This window comes from Pseudomonas delhiensis, assembly GCF_900187975.1.
GTDB classification, from domain to species: domain Bacteria; phylum Pseudomonadota; class Gammaproteobacteria; order Pseudomonadales; family Pseudomonadaceae; genus Pseudomonas; species Pseudomonas delhiensis.
In genome coordinates this window covers 26,629-41,394 of record NZ_FZPC01000020.1, presented here as the reverse complement: position 1 = coordinate 41,394, position 14,766 = coordinate 26,629, and the positions used below count along the sequence as shown (strand labels likewise).

The following is a 14,766-nucleotide window of genomic DNA, read 5'->3' as shown; positions in this document are numbered from 1 at the left end:
CTCTGGCGCGCCCCTCGCGCAGCACGGTCCTCCCCGCCTATGCTTGCGGGAGCCGAACAAGGACCCATCATGAGCGAGCCCTTCATCCTCACCCCGCGCATCGCCCGCATCCTCCCCTGGCTGGTGGCCGTCGCCTTCTTCATGCAGGCGCTGGACGGCACCATCCTCAACACCGCGCTGCCGAGCATGGCCCGCTCGCTGGACGAGGACCCGCTGCGCATGCAGGGGGTGGTCATCGCCTACCTGCTCACCGTGGCCCTGCTGATCCCCGCCTCCGGCTGGATCGCCGACCGCTTCGGCACGCGCCGGGTGTTCATCTTCGCCATCTTCCTGTTCAGCTTGGGCTCGCTGTTCTGCGCGCTCTCGCCAAGCCTCGGGGTGCTGGTCATCGCCCGCGTGGTGCAGGGCCTGGGCGGCGCGCTGATGATGCCGGTGGGGCGCCTGGTGATCCTGCGCGTGTACCCGCGCAGCGACCTGGTGCGGGTGCTCAGCTTCGTCACCATCCCCGGCCTGCTCGGCCCGCTGACCGGCCCGACCCTGGGCGGCTGGCTGGTGGAGTACGCCAGCTGGCACTGGATCTTCCTCATCAACATCCCGGTCGGGCTGCTGGGCATCGTCTTCGCCATCCGCCTCATGCCCGACCTGCGCGGCGCCGCGCTCAGCCGCTTCGACGGCCCCGGCTTCCTGCTCTTCGGCGGCGCCATGGTGCTGATCACCATCGCCCTGGAAGGCCTGGGCGAACTGCACATGCCCCACGTGCGGGTGGTGATGCTGCTGATCGGCGGCCTGGTGCTGCTCGCCGCCTACTGGCTGCGCGCCCTGAACGTCGAGGCGCCGCTGTTCCCGCCCAGCCTGTTCAAGACGCGCACCTTCGCCGTGGGCGTGCTGGGCAACCTGTTCGCCCGCCTGGGCAGCGGCTCGCTGCCGTTTCTCACGCCGCTGCTGCTACAGGTCGGCCTGGGCTTCGCGCCGGCCAAGGCGGGCATGACCATGATCCCGCTGGCCGCCATGGCCATGGTCGTCAAGCCGCTGGCCAAGGGCATCCTCGACCTGTTCGGCTACCGCCGCCTGCTGGTCGGCAACACCCTGCTGCTGGGCGCACTGATCGCAGGCCTGGGGCTGATCGACCAGGACACCCCGTACCCCTGGCTGCTGATCCACCTGGGGCTGCTCGGCGGGGTCAACTCGCTGCAGTTCACGGCGATGAACACCCTGACGCTGATCGACCTGCGCGACGACAACGCCAGCGCCGGCAACAGCCTGCTGTCGGTGGTGATGCAACTGTCCATCGGCCTCGGCGTGGCCTGCGCGGCCGCGCTGCTGGGCGGCTTCAAGAGCGATGTCGAGATCAACGCCGGCGACGTGCTCGGCGCCTTCCACGCGACCTACCTGAGCGTGGGGCTGATGTCGATGGCGGCGGCGGCGATCTTCTTCCAGCTGGCCCGCGACGACGGCCGCTCGGCCCAGGCGCCGCGGCGCCTGGAGCCCGACGACGGGCATTGAATCAGGGCTTGCAGGTGGGCGGCGTGGTCAGCGTCTTCGACACGTCCACCGCGCCCAGGTGCTCCAGGCTGCGCCGGCCCAGCAGCACCGGGTAGTCGCTGCCCTCGCGGTCGGTGAGGGCGAACTGCTCGCGGTAGACCTTGTCGCCCAGGCACAGGTCCATGCTCACCACCGGGCGATGCTCGATGCCGTTGGCGCCGCGGACCTTGAGGGTGCGCTCGATGGGTCGCTCGAAGGGCAGGCGCTGCACCTGGCCGCTCGCCACGTCCTTGACCAGGATGTCGTACTGCACCCAGCGCTGCTCGTTCTTCCTGATCCGCACCAGGTTGCGCGCGTCCATCACCGAGGTCTGCACGCCGGTGTCCAGGCGCACCTTGAGCAGCACGTTCTCCGGCATCAGCCTGGCCTGCTCGACCCAGCCCCAGGTGGCCGGCTGCGCGGCGAGCAGCGAGGGGCAGGAGAAGGCCAGCAACAGGCCGGCGAGGCGCAGCTTCATGGATCGGGCTCCGGAATCGTGGGGCAATGGCAGTACAGATCGGTTATGCCAATCAGGCAACAAAAAACCCCGGATGTTTCCATCCGGGGTTTTCGGCGACGCCAGGGAATCTTAGTTGATTACCTGAACGCGCTCGGCCTGCATGCCTTTCTGGCCTTGCACGACTTCGAAGCTGACCTTCTGGCCTTCGGCCAGGGTCTTGAAGCCGTGGCCTTCGATGGCGCGGAAGTGAACGAAGACGTCCGGGCCGCTCTCAGGGGTGATGAAGCCGTAGCCTTTGGTCTCGTTGAACCATTTGACGGTGCCGTTCTGACGATTCGACATGGTGTTCTCCTTGGAACGTAGATGTAGAAATAGCCACAAAAGAGTGGCAGGAACTGAGTTGCAAGGAGTTACAAGGAGTCGAGCAGGACGGGGTGGAATAACCGACCGCATCAGGTCACGATCGACGGCGACCCATGCAAACACAGTGGAGGCACTCTACGACAAAAATCTGCGGAAAGCGAATCTGTATAAAAATCCACTATCCAACCGCCCGTCCGTTTCAGGCGAGTGGTGACCCAAGCCAGTGATTTCGCGGGTTCTGGCAGTTTCTACAGGGCCCCGCGGCGCCTCGCCTGCTACACTGCGCGCCCACACGCCTGTCGGGTTTTTCCTTCGTGACCTCCACCGCCTTCTCCAGCCTGCCCCTCTCCGCCGACCTGCTCGCCAACCTCGAGGCCCTCGGCTACGCCGAGATGACGCCGATCCAGGCCGCCAGCCTGCCGGTCATCCTCAAGGGCCGCGACCTGATCGCCCAGGCCAAGACCGGCAGCGGCAAGACCGCGGCCTTCGGCATCGGCCTGCTCAGCCCGCTGAACCCGCGCTACTTCGGCTGCCAGGCGCTGGTGCTGTGCCCGACCCGCGAGCTGGCCGACCAGGTGGCCAAGGAAATCCGCCGCCTGGCCCGCGCCGCCGACAACGTCAAGGTGCTCACCCTCTGCGGCGGCGTGCCCTTCGGCCCGCAGATCGGCTCCCTGGAGCACGGCGCCCACGTGGTGGTCGGCACCCCGGGGCGGGTGCAGGAGCACCTGCGCCGCGGCACCCTGGTGCTCGACGGGCTGAACACCCTGGTGCTGGACGAGGCCGACCGCATGCTCGACATGGGCTTCTACGACAGCATCGCCGACATCATCGGCCAGCTCCCGGCGCGCCGGCAGAGCCTGCTGTTCTCGGCCACCTACCCGGCCGGCATCGAGCAGCTGGCGGCGAAGTTCCTGCGCCAGCCCGAGCGCGTGGAAGTGGAGGCGCTGCACGACGACAGCCAGATCGAACAGCACTTCTACGAAATCGACCCACGCCAGCGCATGGACGCCGTGGTGCGCCTGCTGCAGCACTTCCGTCCGCAATCCGCCGTGGCCTTCTGCCACACCCGCCAGCAGTGCGTGGAGCTGGCGCAGGCGCTGGATGCGCAGAAGATTTCTGCCCTGGCCCTGCACGGCGACCTGGAACAGCGCGAGCGCGACCAGGTGCTGGCAATGTTCGCCAACCGCAGCTGCAGCGTGCTGGTGGCCACCGACGTGGCCGCCCGCGGCCTGGACATCGAGGGCCTGGAGGCGGTGATCAACGTCGAGCTGAGCCGTGACGCCCAGGTCCACGTGCACCGCATCGGCCGCAGCGGCCGCGCCGGCGAGAAGGGCCTGGCGCTGTCCCTGGTGGCCCCGGCCGAGGCCTCCCGCGCCCAGGCCATCGAAGACCTGCAGGGCGCCCCGCTGAACTGGGAGCGCATCGACTTCCTGCGCGCCAACCCCGCGCCCCTGCTGCCGCCGATGACCACCCTGAACATCGCCGGCGGACGCAAGGACAAGCTGCGCCCCGGCGACATCCTCGGCGCCCTCACCGGCGAGGCCGGCCTGCCCGGCAGCGCGGTGGGCAAGATCGCCATCTTCGACTTCCAGGCCTACGTGGCGGTGCAGCGCGACCAGGCCAAGGCGGCGCTCAAGCGCCTGCAGGAAGGCAGGATCAAGGGCCGCGCGTTCAAGGTGCGGATTCTCTGAGCCGAGGGGCTCTTCGGAGGAGCGAGCTTGCTCGCGAATGGAGCTTCCCGGTCACAACGGTGCATAACGGATATCCTGCAGTCAGCCGGTAACGACGTATTCCTTGTAGGAGCGGGCCCTGCCCGCGAATCGCGCGCAGGGCCCGCTCCTACAGAGGTGGGGCGGAATCCGCGCCTGCACGTTCGAAGACACGCAGGAACGTAGGGCGCATAACGCCTCCGGCGTTATCCGCCGAAACCAGGGCCGCCCCCCTGGCCCTGGCGCGTGACCTGGTCACCTTTGCGGCGGATAACCGCGAACGGTTACCCGCCCTGTGCCCGACCGATAGCCGCGCGCCAGGCGATCCGCTAGTCTCAGCGCAGAGACACTCGGAAGTCCCCGACGCGCATGCTTTCCTCCCCGTTGTTCGAGTCCCTGCGGCGCCTGTGGGCGCTGGACAAGTTCGCCTACAGCCTGCGGGTGACCATCGCCCTGGCCGGCGCCATGGCCGCCTGCCTGCTGCTGGGCCGCACCGAGCTGGTGATCCCGCTGTTCCTGGGCATCATAGCCAGCGCCCTGGCCGAGACCGACGACCACTGGCTGGGCCGCCTGCAGGCGCTACTGGTGACCCTGGTGTGCTTCCTCATCGCCGCGCTGGCGGTGGAGCTGCTGTTCCCCTACCCCTGGCTGTTCGTCGCCGGCCTGGCCCTGTCGGCCTTCGGCATGACGCTGCTGGGCGCGCTGGGCGAGCGCTATGCGGCCATCGCCTCGGCCACGCTGATCCTGTCCATCTACACCATGATCGGCGTCGACCAGCGCGGCGGCGCCCCCGGCGACCTGTGGCAGGAGCCGCTGCTGCTGGTGGCCGGCGCGGCCTGGTACGGCGCGCTCTCGGTGCTGTGGAACGCGCTCTTCGCCAACCAGCCGGTGCAGCAGGTGCTGGCCCGTGCCTACTTCGAGCTGGGCGAGTACCTGAAGATCAAGTCGACGCTGTTCGAGCCGCTGCGCCAGCTCGACGTCGAGGGCCGGCGCCTGGCCCTGGCGCGGCAGAACGGCCGCCTGGTGGTGACCCTCAACCAGGCCAAGGAGACCATCCTCAGCCGCCTCAGCCACGGCCGCCCGGGGCCCAAGCTGAGCCGCTACCTGAAGCTCTACTTCATCGCCCAGGACGTCCACGAGCGCGCCAGCTCCTCGCACTACCCCTACAACCGCCTGGCCGAGGCCTTCTTCCACAGCGACGTGCTGTTCCGCTGCCAGCGCCTGCTCAACCAGCAGGGCAAGGCCTGCCAGGCGCTGTCGCGGGCCATTCGCCTGCGCCAGCGCTTCGACTACGACGACAGCGAGCAGGCCCTGGCCGACCTGCAGGCCTCGCTGGAATACCTGCGCCAGCAGGGCAACCCGGCCTGGCGCTCGCTGCTGCGCTCGCTCGGCGCCCTGGCCGCCAACCTCGCCAGCCTGGACCAGAAGCTCAGCGGCGCGAGCAACCCCGACGCCCTCGCCGAGGAACAGGACAGCGCCCTGCTGGACCGCTCGCCGCGCTCGCTGCGCGACGCCTTCGAACGCATCCGCCAGCAGCTCACGCCCACCTCGCTGCTGTTCCGCCACGCCCTGCGCCTGGGCCTGACGCTGACCGCCGGCTATGGGGTGCTGCACCTGATCCACCCGACCCAGGGCTACTGGATCCTGCTGACCACGGTGTTCGTCTGCCAGCCCAACTACGGCGCCACGCGCATCCGCCTGGTGCAGCGGATCCTCGGCACCCTGGTCGGCCTGGTGGCCGGCTGGGCGCTGATCGACCTGTTCCCCAGCCCGCTGGTGCAGTCGCTGCTGGCGGTGGTCGCCGGGGTGGCCTTCTTCGCCACCCGCAGCACCCGCTACACCCTGGCCACCGCGGCCATCACCCTGCTGGTGCTGCTGTGCTTCAACCAGGTGGGCAACGGCTACGGGCTGATCCTGCCGCGCCTGTTCGACACCCTGCTGGGGGCCTTCATCGCCGGCCTGGCGGTGTTCCTCATCCTCCCCGACTGGCAGGGCCGGCGCCTGCACAGCCTGGTCGGCGGCACCCTGGCCTGCAACGCCCGCTACCTGCGCGAGGTCATGCAGCAGTACGCCAGCGGCAAGCGCGACGACCTGGCCTACCGCACCGCCCGGCGCAACGCCCACAACGCCGACGCCACCCTCTCCACCACGCTGTCGAACATGCTTCTGGAGCCGGGCCACTTCCGCAAGGACGCCGAGCTGGGCTTCCGCTTCCTGGTGCTCTCGCACACCCTGCTCAGCTACCTCTCGGCCCTGGGCGCGCACCGCGACCGCCTGCCGGAGTCGCCGGCCAACGCGCTGATCGACGAGGCGGCCGCGCAGCTCACCGCCAGCCTCGACGACATCGCCGCCAGCCTCGCCCAGCGCCGCCCGGTGGCCATCCACAGCGACGCCGAGGAAGACCTGGCCAAGCGCCTGGAACAGGTGCCCGAAGAGCTGGAGGACCCACAGCGCCTGGTGCAGACCCAGCTGGCGCTGATCTGCCGCGAGCTGGCGCCGCTGCGCAGCCTGGCCGCGCACCTGCTGAAGAAGGAAATCGGCGCCGAGCAGGAAGCGGCCGCCTGAGCCCGGCTCAGGGCCCGCGCAGGCTCATGAAGGCATCGTAGCTGCCGTCCTCGCGCATCAGCCGCAGTTCGCGATTGAAGTCCTCGACTATCTGCGCATGGCGCGGGTTGGCGCGGCTGACCAGGACGTGCAGCGGGTTCTCCGCCAGCGGCTGGGGCAGGAACTCCAGCTTGTCGCGCTCGGCCCTGAGGTCGTGCTCGAGGATGTAGCGGGCGGTCCACTCGTCCTCCAGGGTCAGCTCGACGCGCCCGGCCACCACCATCATCGCGGCGTTGGGGAAGGACAGCACCGGCACCTTGTGCAGCCGGCGGTCCTCGTTGAACTCGGGGGTGTAGCTGTAGCCGCGGACCACGGCGATGCGGAAGGGATAGAGGTCGGCCAGGCGGTCGAAGACGATGGGCGAGCCCTTGCGCTTGAGAAAACGCAGGCGGTTCACCAGGTAGGGCTCGGAATACTGCCCGATGGCTTCGCGCTCGGCGCTGTACCAGGCGTCCACCAGCACGTCGTACTCGCCGTTGCGCACCCCGTGCAGGGCGCGCGGCCAGGGCACCTCGGCGTAGTGGATGGCGTAGCCGGCGCGGGTCAGCGCGGTGCTGACGAAATGCACCGCCAGGCCGCGGCCGGGCATCTGCGCGTCGGCGTAGGGCGGCCAGCGGTCGGCGACCAGGTTCAGCGGCTCCTCGGCCTGGGCGCAGAGCGGCAGGAGCAGGGCGATCAGCAGGGCACGCAGCAGCATGGCTCTCCTTGCGAGGCCCGCGCCCCGCTGCTGGCGAGCGGGCGGACTCAGAACAGCATAGCCGCGCGCAGGCTCATTCCCCCACCCGCTTCAGGCAGGACACCGAAGGAATAGGCACTACCTGGCGACCCCTCAAGGAACAGATTGTAGGTGAAGTTGGCCGCGAGATTGCCCACCGCCATGCCCACCAAAGTATCGGTCGGGTAGTGCTTGGAGCCTTCCACCCGGGCCAGGGCGGTCAGCCCGTCCACCGTGTAGAGCCCGGCCTTGGCGGTGAAGCGCAGGGTCGGGTCCATGTCGATGTAGTCCAGGTTGCGCCGGGTGAAGCTGTTGTGCACGGCGGTCACGGCCGTGTGCTTGGAGGGGAAGGAGTCGTCGGGGATGCCGTCGGGGCGGTCGCGCCCGGACACCTCCTTCCACTCCTCCACCAGGCCGGTCACGGCGTAGCGGTCGGTGGCCAGCAGCGCCAGGTTGCGCCCGCGCCAGCTCCACTTCTCCTCCCCCTCGCTGCCCCTGGGCGCGGCCACCAGGCCGGTGACCACGCTCAGCGCGGTGCTGGCGTTGAGCATGTGGTCGGCGGCGGAGTTGGCGTCACCGCCGAACAGCCATTCGTGGTTGGCCGCGGACTTCTGCCACTTGTGGTCCCAGTTGCCGGCGGCGATTACCGCGGCGCCGGCCACCGGCGCCCAGGTGCCGGGGTCGAGCACGGCGCGCTGGGCGGAGTCGCCGACGCGCGACCAGCTCATCTGGGGAGCGCCGGCGCAACCGGCGACGAGGGCGGATGACAGCAGGGTCAGGGCCGCGAGGGTAGGGTAGCTCATGGTTTCCCCCCGTAACCCGTCCGTAAGGGGACGGTAACGAATTTTCAGAAAACCTAGAGGGTAGACGCCTCAGCCCTATCCGACATGCCTTCAGTCAATTCTTAGTCTGTCCGTTTGTTTCGAGCAGCCCCTTGAGCAGGTCGATGGGCATCGGGAAGACGATGGTGGAGTTCTTGTCGCCGGCGATGCTGCCCAGCGTCTGCATGTAGCGCAGCTGCATGGCGCCGGGCTGGCGGGCCAGCATCTCGGCAGCCTGCATCAGCTTCTCCGAGGCCTGCAGCTCGCCCTCGGCGTGGATCACCTTGGCCCGCCGCTCGCGCTCGGCCTCGGCCTGGCGGGCGATGGCGCGAACCATGGACTCGTTGAGGTCGACGTGCTTGATCTCGACGTTGGCCACCTTGATGCCCCAGGCATCGGTCTGCGCATCCAGCACCTTCTGGATGTCGACGTTCAGGCGCTCGCGCTCGGCCAGCATCTCGTCCAGCTCGTGCTTGCCGAGCACCGCGCGCAGCGTGGTCTGGGCCAGCTGGCTGGTGGCGGCGAGGAAGTTCTCCACCTGGATGATGGCCTTCTGCGGGTCGAGCACGCGGAAGTACACCACCGCGTTGACCTTCACCGAGACGTTGTCGCGGGAGATCACGTCCTGCGGCGGCACGTCGAGCACCACGGTGCGCAGGTCGACGCGGACCATCTGCTGCACCACCGGGATCACCAGCACCAGGCCGGGGCCCTTGACCTTCCAGAAGCGGCCGAGCTGGAACACCACCCCGCGCTCGTATTCGCGCAGGATGCGCAGGGCGCTGGCCACCAGCATCAGCAGCAGGACCAGTGTCACCAGCAGTCCGAAGGGAATACCCATCAGTCACCTCCCGATTCGTCGTCGGCCGCCACCTCCAGGCGCAGGCCGTCGCGCGCCAGCACCTTCACCCGCTGGCCGGCGCGCAGGGTCCGGGCGCAGCGGACCTGCCACTGTTCGCCCTGCAGTTGTACCCAGCCGGCGTGGGCATCCTCGTCGGCCACCGCATCCACGGTCGCCAGGCTGCCCACCAGGCCCGCCGCGCCGCTCACCACCTGGCGCCGCCGGCTCTTCAGCGCCACGCCCAGCACCCCGGCGATGAACAGCGCGCTCACCGTGGCCACGCCGAGGATCAGCCCCAGGGGAATGCCGAAGCCCGGCGCCTCGGTGTCCAGCAGGATCAGCCCGCCGATCACGAACGCGGCGATGCCGCCGATGCCCAGGCTGCCATAGCTGGGTACGAAGGCCTCGGCGGCCATGAAGGCCAGGCCGAGGACGATCAGCGCCACCCCCGCGTAGTTCACCGGCAGCAGTTGCATGGCATAGAGCCCGAGCAACAGGCAGATGCCGCCGAGCACGCCGGGCAGCGCAAGGCCCGGGTTGGCGAATTCGAAGATCAGCCCGTACACGCCGATCATCAGCAACAGCAGCGCCACGCTGGGGTCGGTGATCACCGCCAGCAGGCGGGTGCGCCAGTCGGCCTGGTGTTCGACCCAGGCGAGGCCGGCGCTGTGGAGGGTCACCGCCTGCCCCGCCACCTGCACCTTGCGCCCGTCGATGGCGCGCAGCAACTGGTCGAGGTCGCCGGCCTGGAGCTCGACCACCTTCTGCTTCACAGCTTCCTCGGCGGACAGGCTGACCGCCTCGCGCACCGCGCGCTCGGCCCATTCGGCGTTGCGCCCGCGCAACTGCGCCAGGCCGCGGATGTAGGCCGCCGCATCGTTGACCTGCTTGCGCTTGAGGGTGTCTTCCTCGCTGACGGCTGGCTTGCCGTCCTTGCCCTGGGGCTTTTCCGGGGCGCCGGGCGCGCCGATCTGCACCGGGGTGGCGGCGCCCAGGTTGGTGCCCGGGGCCATGGCAGCCAGGTGGCAGGCGTAGAGGATGTAGGTGCCGGCGCTGGCCGCCCGCGCGCCGCCGGGGGCGACGTAGCCGACCACGGGAATGGGGCTGGTGAGGATCGCCTTGACGATGTCGCGCATGGCGCTATCCAGCCCGCCGGGGGTGTCCAGCCGCAGCACCACCAGCGGCGCCCCCTCGTCCGCGGCACGCTGCAGGCCGCGCACCAGGTAGTCGGAAGTCGCCGGGCCGATGGCCCCGTCCACCGTCAGCACCACCGCCGGCGGGGCCGCCAGCGCCCCGGCCGCAAACAGCAGCAGGCAGAAAGCGCAGCGGCGAATCAGCGTGGACATGGCACGCCTCCCCGGCCAGGGCCGAAGCGGCGCCGCGGCGAATGAAGTGACGGCGCCTTCCTACAGCATAGTCCCCTGGCCCGCGGTGCCCGTGGCAGGCTGTTGCAGGGTGTTTTGCTGGAGAACTCCTAGCCGGCTTCTCGTAGGAGCGAGCTTGCTCGCGAAGGGGCCCCCCGGTGATTCCGCTGCCTTGGCTTGGCTCCGCTCCCTCTCCCTAACCCTCTCCCTTCAGGGAGAGGGTTAGGGAGAGGGAGCGGAGGTCAGCCCGACTACATGGCTGCCGGCCTGCACCCTTCGCGAGCAAGCTCGCACCTACAAGAGCCCAGAAACGAAAACGCCGTTTCCCCCTCACGGAAGAAACGGCGCTTTTGCCTTCGGCCTCAGGCCGAAGGGAGCGGCCCGGTCAGCCCTTGAACACGTCTTCCACCGACTGCAGCGGATAGTGCTTCGGGTACGGCAGGGTGGCCACGCCGCTCTCGATGGCGGCCTTGGCCACGGCATCGGAGACCACGGTGATCAGGCGCTTGTCCATGGGTTTCGGGATGATGTACTCACGGCCGAATTCCAGGGAGGACACGCCGTAGGCCTCGCACACGTCCTTGGGCACCGGCTCCTTGGCCAGGTCGCGCAGGGCCAGGGCGGCGGCGATCTTCATTTCTTCGTTGATGCGGGTGGCGCGCACATCCAGGGCACCGCGGAAGATGAAGGGGAAGCCCAGCACGTTGTTCACCTGGTTCGGGTAGTCCGAACGGCCGGTGGCCATGATCACGTCGTTGCGGGTTGCGTGGGCCAGCTCCGGCTTGATCTCCGGGTCCGGGTTGGAGCAGGCGAAGACGATCGGGTTCGGCGCCATGCGCTTGAGGCCTTCGGCGCTCAGCAGGTTGGCGCCGGACAGGCCGACGAACACGTCGGCGCCGTCGAGGGCGTCGTCCAGGGTGCGCTTGTCGGTCTCGGTGGCGAACACCGCCTTGTACTGGTTCAGGTCGCTGCGGCCGGCGTGGATCACGCCCTGGCGGTCGATCATGTAGATGTTCTCGACCTTGGCGCCCATGCTCACCAGCAGCTTCATGCAGGAGATGGCGGCGGCGCCGGCGCCCAGGCAGACGATCTTCGCGCTTTCCAGGTTCTTGCCGGCGATTTCCAGGGCGTTGAGCATGCCGGCGGCGGTGACGATGGCGGTGCCGTGCTGGTCATCGTGGAACACCGGGATGTCGCACTGCTCGATCAGCGCGCGCTCGATCTCGAAGCACTCCGGCGCCTTGATGTCTTCCAGGTTGATGCCGCCGAAGGTGATGGAGATGCGCTTGACGGTGTCGATGAAGGCCTGCGGACTCTCGGCGTCGACCTCGATGTCGAACACGTCGATGCCGGCGAAGCGCTTGAACAGCACGCCCTTGCCTTCCATGACCGGCTTGGAGGCCAGCGGGCCGAGGTTGCCCAGGCCGAGGATGGCGGTGCCGTCGGAGATCACCGCGACCAGGTTGCCCTTGCCGGTGTACCTGTAGGCCAGTTCGGCGTCACGGGCGATCTCGCGGACCGGCTCGGCCACGCCCGGGCTGTAGGCCAGCGACAGGTCGCGGGCGGTGACGGTCGGCTTGGTCAGCTCGACGCTGAGTTTCCCAGGGCGGGGTTGCGCGTGATATTCGAGGGCAGCGGTCTTGAGATCAGACATTTTTGGCACTTCCGCTTTATTGCTTTGTTGGACAGACGGGCGACCGAGCATACGCGGGAAGAAAGCGCCTGCCAAGATAGCTTCAGGGCTGTGGTGTCAATGCTGCTAACGCACGATTTTCAACCATTCCCCGGGTTTTGGCTGACCAGTTGGATACAAATCGTTGAGCAATCGTATACGAGAAATCGCGTCAGATTCCGGCTCGTTTCCGCCCTTTGCCAGCTGTTCCAGGCTTTGCCCGGCCTTCGCCTGGACCAGCTGCAGGCGCCGCGGCTCGGCCAGCTTCCGTTCGTCGGCGCGCAGCGGGCGGAAACTGCGGATCACCGAGAGGAACTCGGCGTCGCGGCTTTCCAGCGAGGCGCGGCCTTTGACCACACCCACGAACAGGTAGGCGCCCTGGTCCTTGTAGATCACCGCCACGCGCCGCGCGGGCGAACCGGGGATCACCGCGGTGGCGCCCTTCAGGCCGGCCTGGCTCAGTTCCTGCTCGTCGGCCAGGCGGCCGCCGGCGCCCTTGCGCAGGTAGTCCAGCGGGCTCAGCTGGCCGTCGCGCGGCACCAGCTTCATGCCGATGTAGGCCTGCTGGTCCTCGGGGTAGCCGATCAGCGCGGTGGGCTGGTTGAGCATGCCCCAGCCGGTGGGATAGCTGAGGGTGAAGCCCAGTTCGCCGTGGTAGAAGCGTTGCCCGCGGCGGATGCCGGACTCGGCGGAATCGCCGAAGGGCATGCCGTCGATGGCCTTCAGGTAGCGGTCGCGGCCGACCTCCTGCTGGCCGCCGGCCAGGGCCTGGGCCGGGCCCAGCACCTCCTGCAGGCGCCGGTCGTTGTCCGGGTGGGTGTCGAACAGGCCGTGGTAGCCCACCGGCTGCACCGCCTCGCCCCTGGCCCGGGCGACCTGGCGGGCGTAGTCCTCCTGGTTCTTCAGCACCCGCACCACCTGGATCATCGCCTTGGGGTCGTAGCCGGCACGGGCCAGGTACTTGGCGCCCAGGCCGTCGGCCTGCAGTTCCATGTCGCGGCCGTAGCCGCGCACCACGGCGGTGCCGAGGACATTGGTGAGGTCGCCGGCGGCGCTGACCCCGGTGCCGATGGCCACCGCCGCGCCGAGCACGTTCCAGGCGCTGGCCTGGCTCTGCTGGCGCACGCTGTGGCGGGCGGTGACGTGGCCGATCTCGTGGCCCAGCACCGCGGCCAGCTCGGCTTCGGAATTCAGGTAGGCCATCAGCCCGCGGTGGATGTAGATGTATCCGCCGGGCAGGGCGAAGGCGTTGATGTCGGGGCTGTCGACCACGGTGAAACGGTACTGCAGGGTGGGCCGGTCGCCGACCCGGGCGACGCGCTCGCCCACCTGCTGCACGTAGGCCTGGAGCTTCTCGTCGGCGTAGCGCGGGTACTGTCTGGCCGCCTCCTGGCTGGCCTGGCGGCCGAGGGCCAGCTCGTCCTGCTCGCTCATGGTGACGAAGTCGGTCTCGCCGGTGGCGGGGTTGACCGCGCAGCCGCCCAGCACGCCGCTCAGCGTGAACAGGCAGGTCAGCAACAGCATCCTTGTCGGGGTCATGGCAGCAGCTCCAGCATGGCCGGGTCGGTGATGGGCAGCATCCAGCGTGCCTGCCCCGGTTTTACTGCGCCCCGTGCGGCGCGGTCAATCACCCAGCCGCGCGCCTCCAGGGTGCGGCCGGGCAGCGCCTCCAGCGTGCGCTTATCGAACGCTTTCAACAGCTTAGGCTCAATCCGCAGTACCAGCGAACCGTCCATCTCCAGCCACAGCCCGCCGCGGTTGCGCTGCACCTGGGCGACGCGCCCGCGGACGATGGCGAAGCCGCTCTGCCGCAGGGCCTGGGCCTCCTGCACCGGCGGGCGCTTCCACAGCCCGCGGCCGGCCTTGCGGGCCTGGCGCTCGGCGGCCTGCTGGCAGGCGGTCAGCTCGGTGTTGGGCGCCACCGCCACCAGGTAGCCCAGGCCCTCGGCCAGCAGTTGCGCCTCTATGTTGTCGCCCTGGCGGTCGTAGAGGTGCGCCAGGGTGCGACCGTAATGGTCCTTGGCCTGGCGTCCGAGCTGCAACCCTAATTCGCCGTCGTTGGCCGCCACCAGGGCCTGCAGGCGCTGCCGCGCGGCCTTGGCGAAGGGCTCGGCGCTGCGCCCGCGGTGGGCCAGCTCCGGGGCGTTGACGCCGATCAGGCGCACGTTGCGGCCATCTGCCAGCCTCAGGGTGTCGCCATCCACCACCCGCTGCACGCGGACCATGGAGGCACTACCGGGCGCCGGGCAGGTGGCCGCCTGTGCCTGCGCGCCCAGGCAAACCGCGAGCACAAAAAAGGCGCCCCGCAGGGGCGCCTTTTTCAGCAGATCGGGAAAGGCCATCGGGGCTTTTCCGGAAATCGCTCTTACTTCTTGCCACCGAACATGGCGAAGCGCTGGTTGAAGCGATCGATACGGCCGCCGGTGTCCACGACCTTCTGCTTGCCGGTGTAGAACGGGTGGCACTCGGAGCAGACGTCCAGGTGGATGCCTTTGCACAGGGTCGAACGGGTCTTGATCACGTTGCCGCAGCTGCAGGTGGCTTCGATTTCTTCGTACGCGGGATGGATTTCCGGTTTCATGATGTCTTCCTCTGGTTGGTGTGCCGCCACCCAGTCTCTGGCAGAAGCCGAGCCACGGCCTTCGAGGACCGCGGGCGGGATCTTTTACCGGGCACCGCACGCAAATTAAGGGCGT

The 14,766-nt window shown here is 68.8% G+C and carries 13 protein-coding genes; 3 read left to right on the top strand and 10 right to left on the bottom strand.

Going from position 1 to position 14,766, the window contains the following annotated elements:
* The first annotated feature begins 69 nt into the window (after positions 1–69).
* Positions 70–1,503: a multidrug transporter subunit MdtD gene (gene mdtD / locus CHC02_RS18470; protein ID WP_089392906.1), complete on the top strand. Its 1,434-nt coding sequence runs from the start codon at positions 70–72 to the stop codon at positions 1,501–1,503.
* A gap of 1 nt (position 1,504) precedes the next feature.
* Here mdtD and rloA3 read toward each other — a convergent pair whose 3' ends face one another.
* Both rloA3 and CHC02_RS18460 read right to left on the bottom strand, forming a co-directional pair.
* Entirely contained in the window at positions 1,505–1,999 is a 495-nt protein-coding gene (rloA3, locus tag CHC02_RS18465; RefSeq protein WP_089392905.1) for a retropepsin-like aspartic peptidase RloA3, read from the bottom strand.
* A gap of 111 nt (positions 2,000–2,110) precedes the next feature.
* Positions 2,111–2,323, bottom strand: a complete 213-nt coding sequence (locus CHC02_RS18460) for a cold-shock protein (RefSeq protein ID WP_009615451.1) — start codon at positions 2,321–2,323, stop codon at positions 2,111–2,113.
* A 335-nt stretch (positions 2,324–2,658) separates the two neighbouring features.
* Between CHC02_RS18460 and dbpA the strand changes: the two genes are divergently transcribed.
* Together dbpA and yccS are read left to right on the top strand one after the other, a co-directional pair.
* Positions 2,659–4,035: an ATP-dependent RNA helicase DbpA gene (gene dbpA / locus CHC02_RS18455; RefSeq protein WP_089392904.1), complete on the top strand. Its 1,377-nt coding sequence runs from the start codon at positions 2,659–2,661 to the stop codon at positions 4,033–4,035.
* Positions 4,036–4,422: 387 nt separating this feature from the next.
* The gene (gene yccS, locus CHC02_RS18450; RefSeq protein WP_089392903.1) at positions 4,423–6,618 is read left to right on the top strand and encodes a YccS family putative transporter; all 2,196 of its coding nucleotides are present in this window, start codon (positions 4,423–4,425) and stop codon (positions 6,616–6,618) included.
* A 7-nt stretch (positions 6,619–6,625) separates the two neighbouring features.
* On the opposite strand, the gene CHC02_RS18445 is transcribed toward yccS, so the two are convergent.
* The 8 genes from CHC02_RS18445 to rpmE all read right to left on the bottom strand — a co-directional run bounded on the left by CHC02_RS18445 (position 6,626) and on the right by rpmE (position 14,651).
* Positions 6,626–7,354 (bottom strand): substrate-binding periplasmic protein, encoded by a 729-nt coding sequence (locus CHC02_RS18445; RefSeq protein WP_089392902.1) that lies wholly within the window; start codon positions 7,352–7,354, stop codon positions 6,626–6,628.
* A gap of 47 nt (positions 7,355–7,401) precedes the next feature.
* Complete coding sequence (locus CHC02_RS18440) at positions 7,402–8,175, bottom strand: phosphatase PAP2 family protein (protein ID WP_089392901.1); 774 nt, start codon at positions 8,173–8,175, stop codon at positions 7,402–7,404.
* Positions 8,176–8,269: 94 nt separating this feature from the next.
* A complete protein-coding gene (locus tag CHC02_RS18435) occupies positions 8,270–9,037 on the bottom strand; it encodes a slipin family protein (protein WP_089392900.1) in 768 nt (255 codons plus the stop codon).
* Positions 9,034–10,380, bottom strand: coding sequence for an NfeD family protein (locus CHC02_RS18430; RefSeq protein WP_089392899.1), 1,347 nt, complete (start codon positions 10,378–10,380; stop codon positions 9,034–9,036). Before CHC02_RS18430 ends, CHC02_RS18435 begins: the two co-directional genes overlap by 4 nt.
* A 403-nt stretch (positions 10,381–10,783) precedes the next feature.
* Entirely contained in the window at positions 10,784–12,052 is a 1,269-nt protein-coding gene (locus CHC02_RS18425) for a malic enzyme-like NAD(P)-binding protein (RefSeq protein ID WP_089392898.1), read from the bottom strand.
* A gap of 105 nt (positions 12,053–12,157) precedes the next feature.
* Entirely contained in the window at positions 12,158–13,609 is a 1,452-nt protein-coding gene (locus CHC02_RS18420) for a M48 family metalloprotease (protein ID WP_089392897.1), read from the bottom strand.
* A complete protein-coding gene (locus tag CHC02_RS18415) occupies positions 13,606–14,412 on the bottom strand; it encodes a thermonuclease family protein (protein WP_089392896.1) in 807 nt (268 codons plus the stop codon). The genes CHC02_RS18420 and CHC02_RS18415 overlap by 4 nt, the downstream gene beginning before the upstream one ends.
* A gap of 23 nt (positions 14,413–14,435) precedes the next feature.
* Positions 14,436–14,651, bottom strand: coding sequence for a 50S ribosomal protein L31 (gene rpmE / locus CHC02_RS18410; protein ID WP_009615432.1), 216 nt, complete (start codon positions 14,649–14,651; stop codon positions 14,436–14,438).
* Positions 14,652–14,766 lie beyond the last annotated feature (115 nt).

What these genes read in the sequence shown, in the direction of transcription:
- CHC02_RS18420 (WP_089392897.1), bottom strand. Translation starts at nt 13,609, where the DNA reads ATGACCCCGACAAGGATGCTGTTGCTGACCTGCCTGTTCACGCTGAGC.
- yccS (WP_089392903.1), top strand. Translation starts at nt 4,423, where the DNA reads ATGCTTTCCTCCCCGTTGTTCGAGTCCCTGCGGCGCCTGTGGGCGCTG.
- CHC02_RS18415 (WP_089392896.1), bottom strand. Translation starts at nt 14,412, where the DNA reads ATGGCCTTTCCCGATCTGCTGAAAAAGGCGCCCCTGCGGGGCGCCTTT.
- CHC02_RS18425 (WP_089392898.1), bottom strand. Translation starts at nt 12,052, where the DNA reads ATGTCTGATCTCAAGACCGCTGCCCTCGAATATCACGCGCAACCCCGC.
- mdtD (WP_089392906.1), top strand. Translation starts at nt 70, where the DNA reads ATGAGCGAGCCCTTCATCCTCACCCCGCGCATCGCCCGCATCCTCCCC.
- CHC02_RS18460 (WP_009615451.1), bottom strand. Translation starts at nt 2,323, where the DNA reads ATGTCGAATCGTCAGAACGGCACCGTCAAATGGTTCAACGAGACCAAA.
- CHC02_RS18430 (WP_089392899.1), bottom strand. Translation starts at nt 10,380, where the DNA reads ATGTCCACGCTGATTCGCCGCTGCGCTTTCTGCCTGCTGCTGTTTGCG.
- rloA3 (WP_089392905.1), bottom strand. Translation starts at nt 1,999, where the DNA reads ATGAAGCTGCGCCTCGCCGGCCTGTTGCTGGCCTTCTCCTGCCCCTCG.
- rpmE (WP_009615432.1), bottom strand. Translation starts at nt 14,651, where the DNA reads ATGAAACCGGAAATCCATCCCGCGTACGAAGAAATCGAAGCCACCTGC.
- CHC02_RS18440 (WP_089392901.1), bottom strand. Translation starts at nt 8,175, where the DNA reads ATGAGCTACCCTACCCTCGCGGCCCTGACCCTGCTGTCATCCGCCCTC.
- CHC02_RS18445 (WP_089392902.1), bottom strand. Translation starts at nt 7,354, where the DNA reads ATGCTGCTGCGTGCCCTGCTGATCGCCCTGCTCCTGCCGCTCTGCGCC.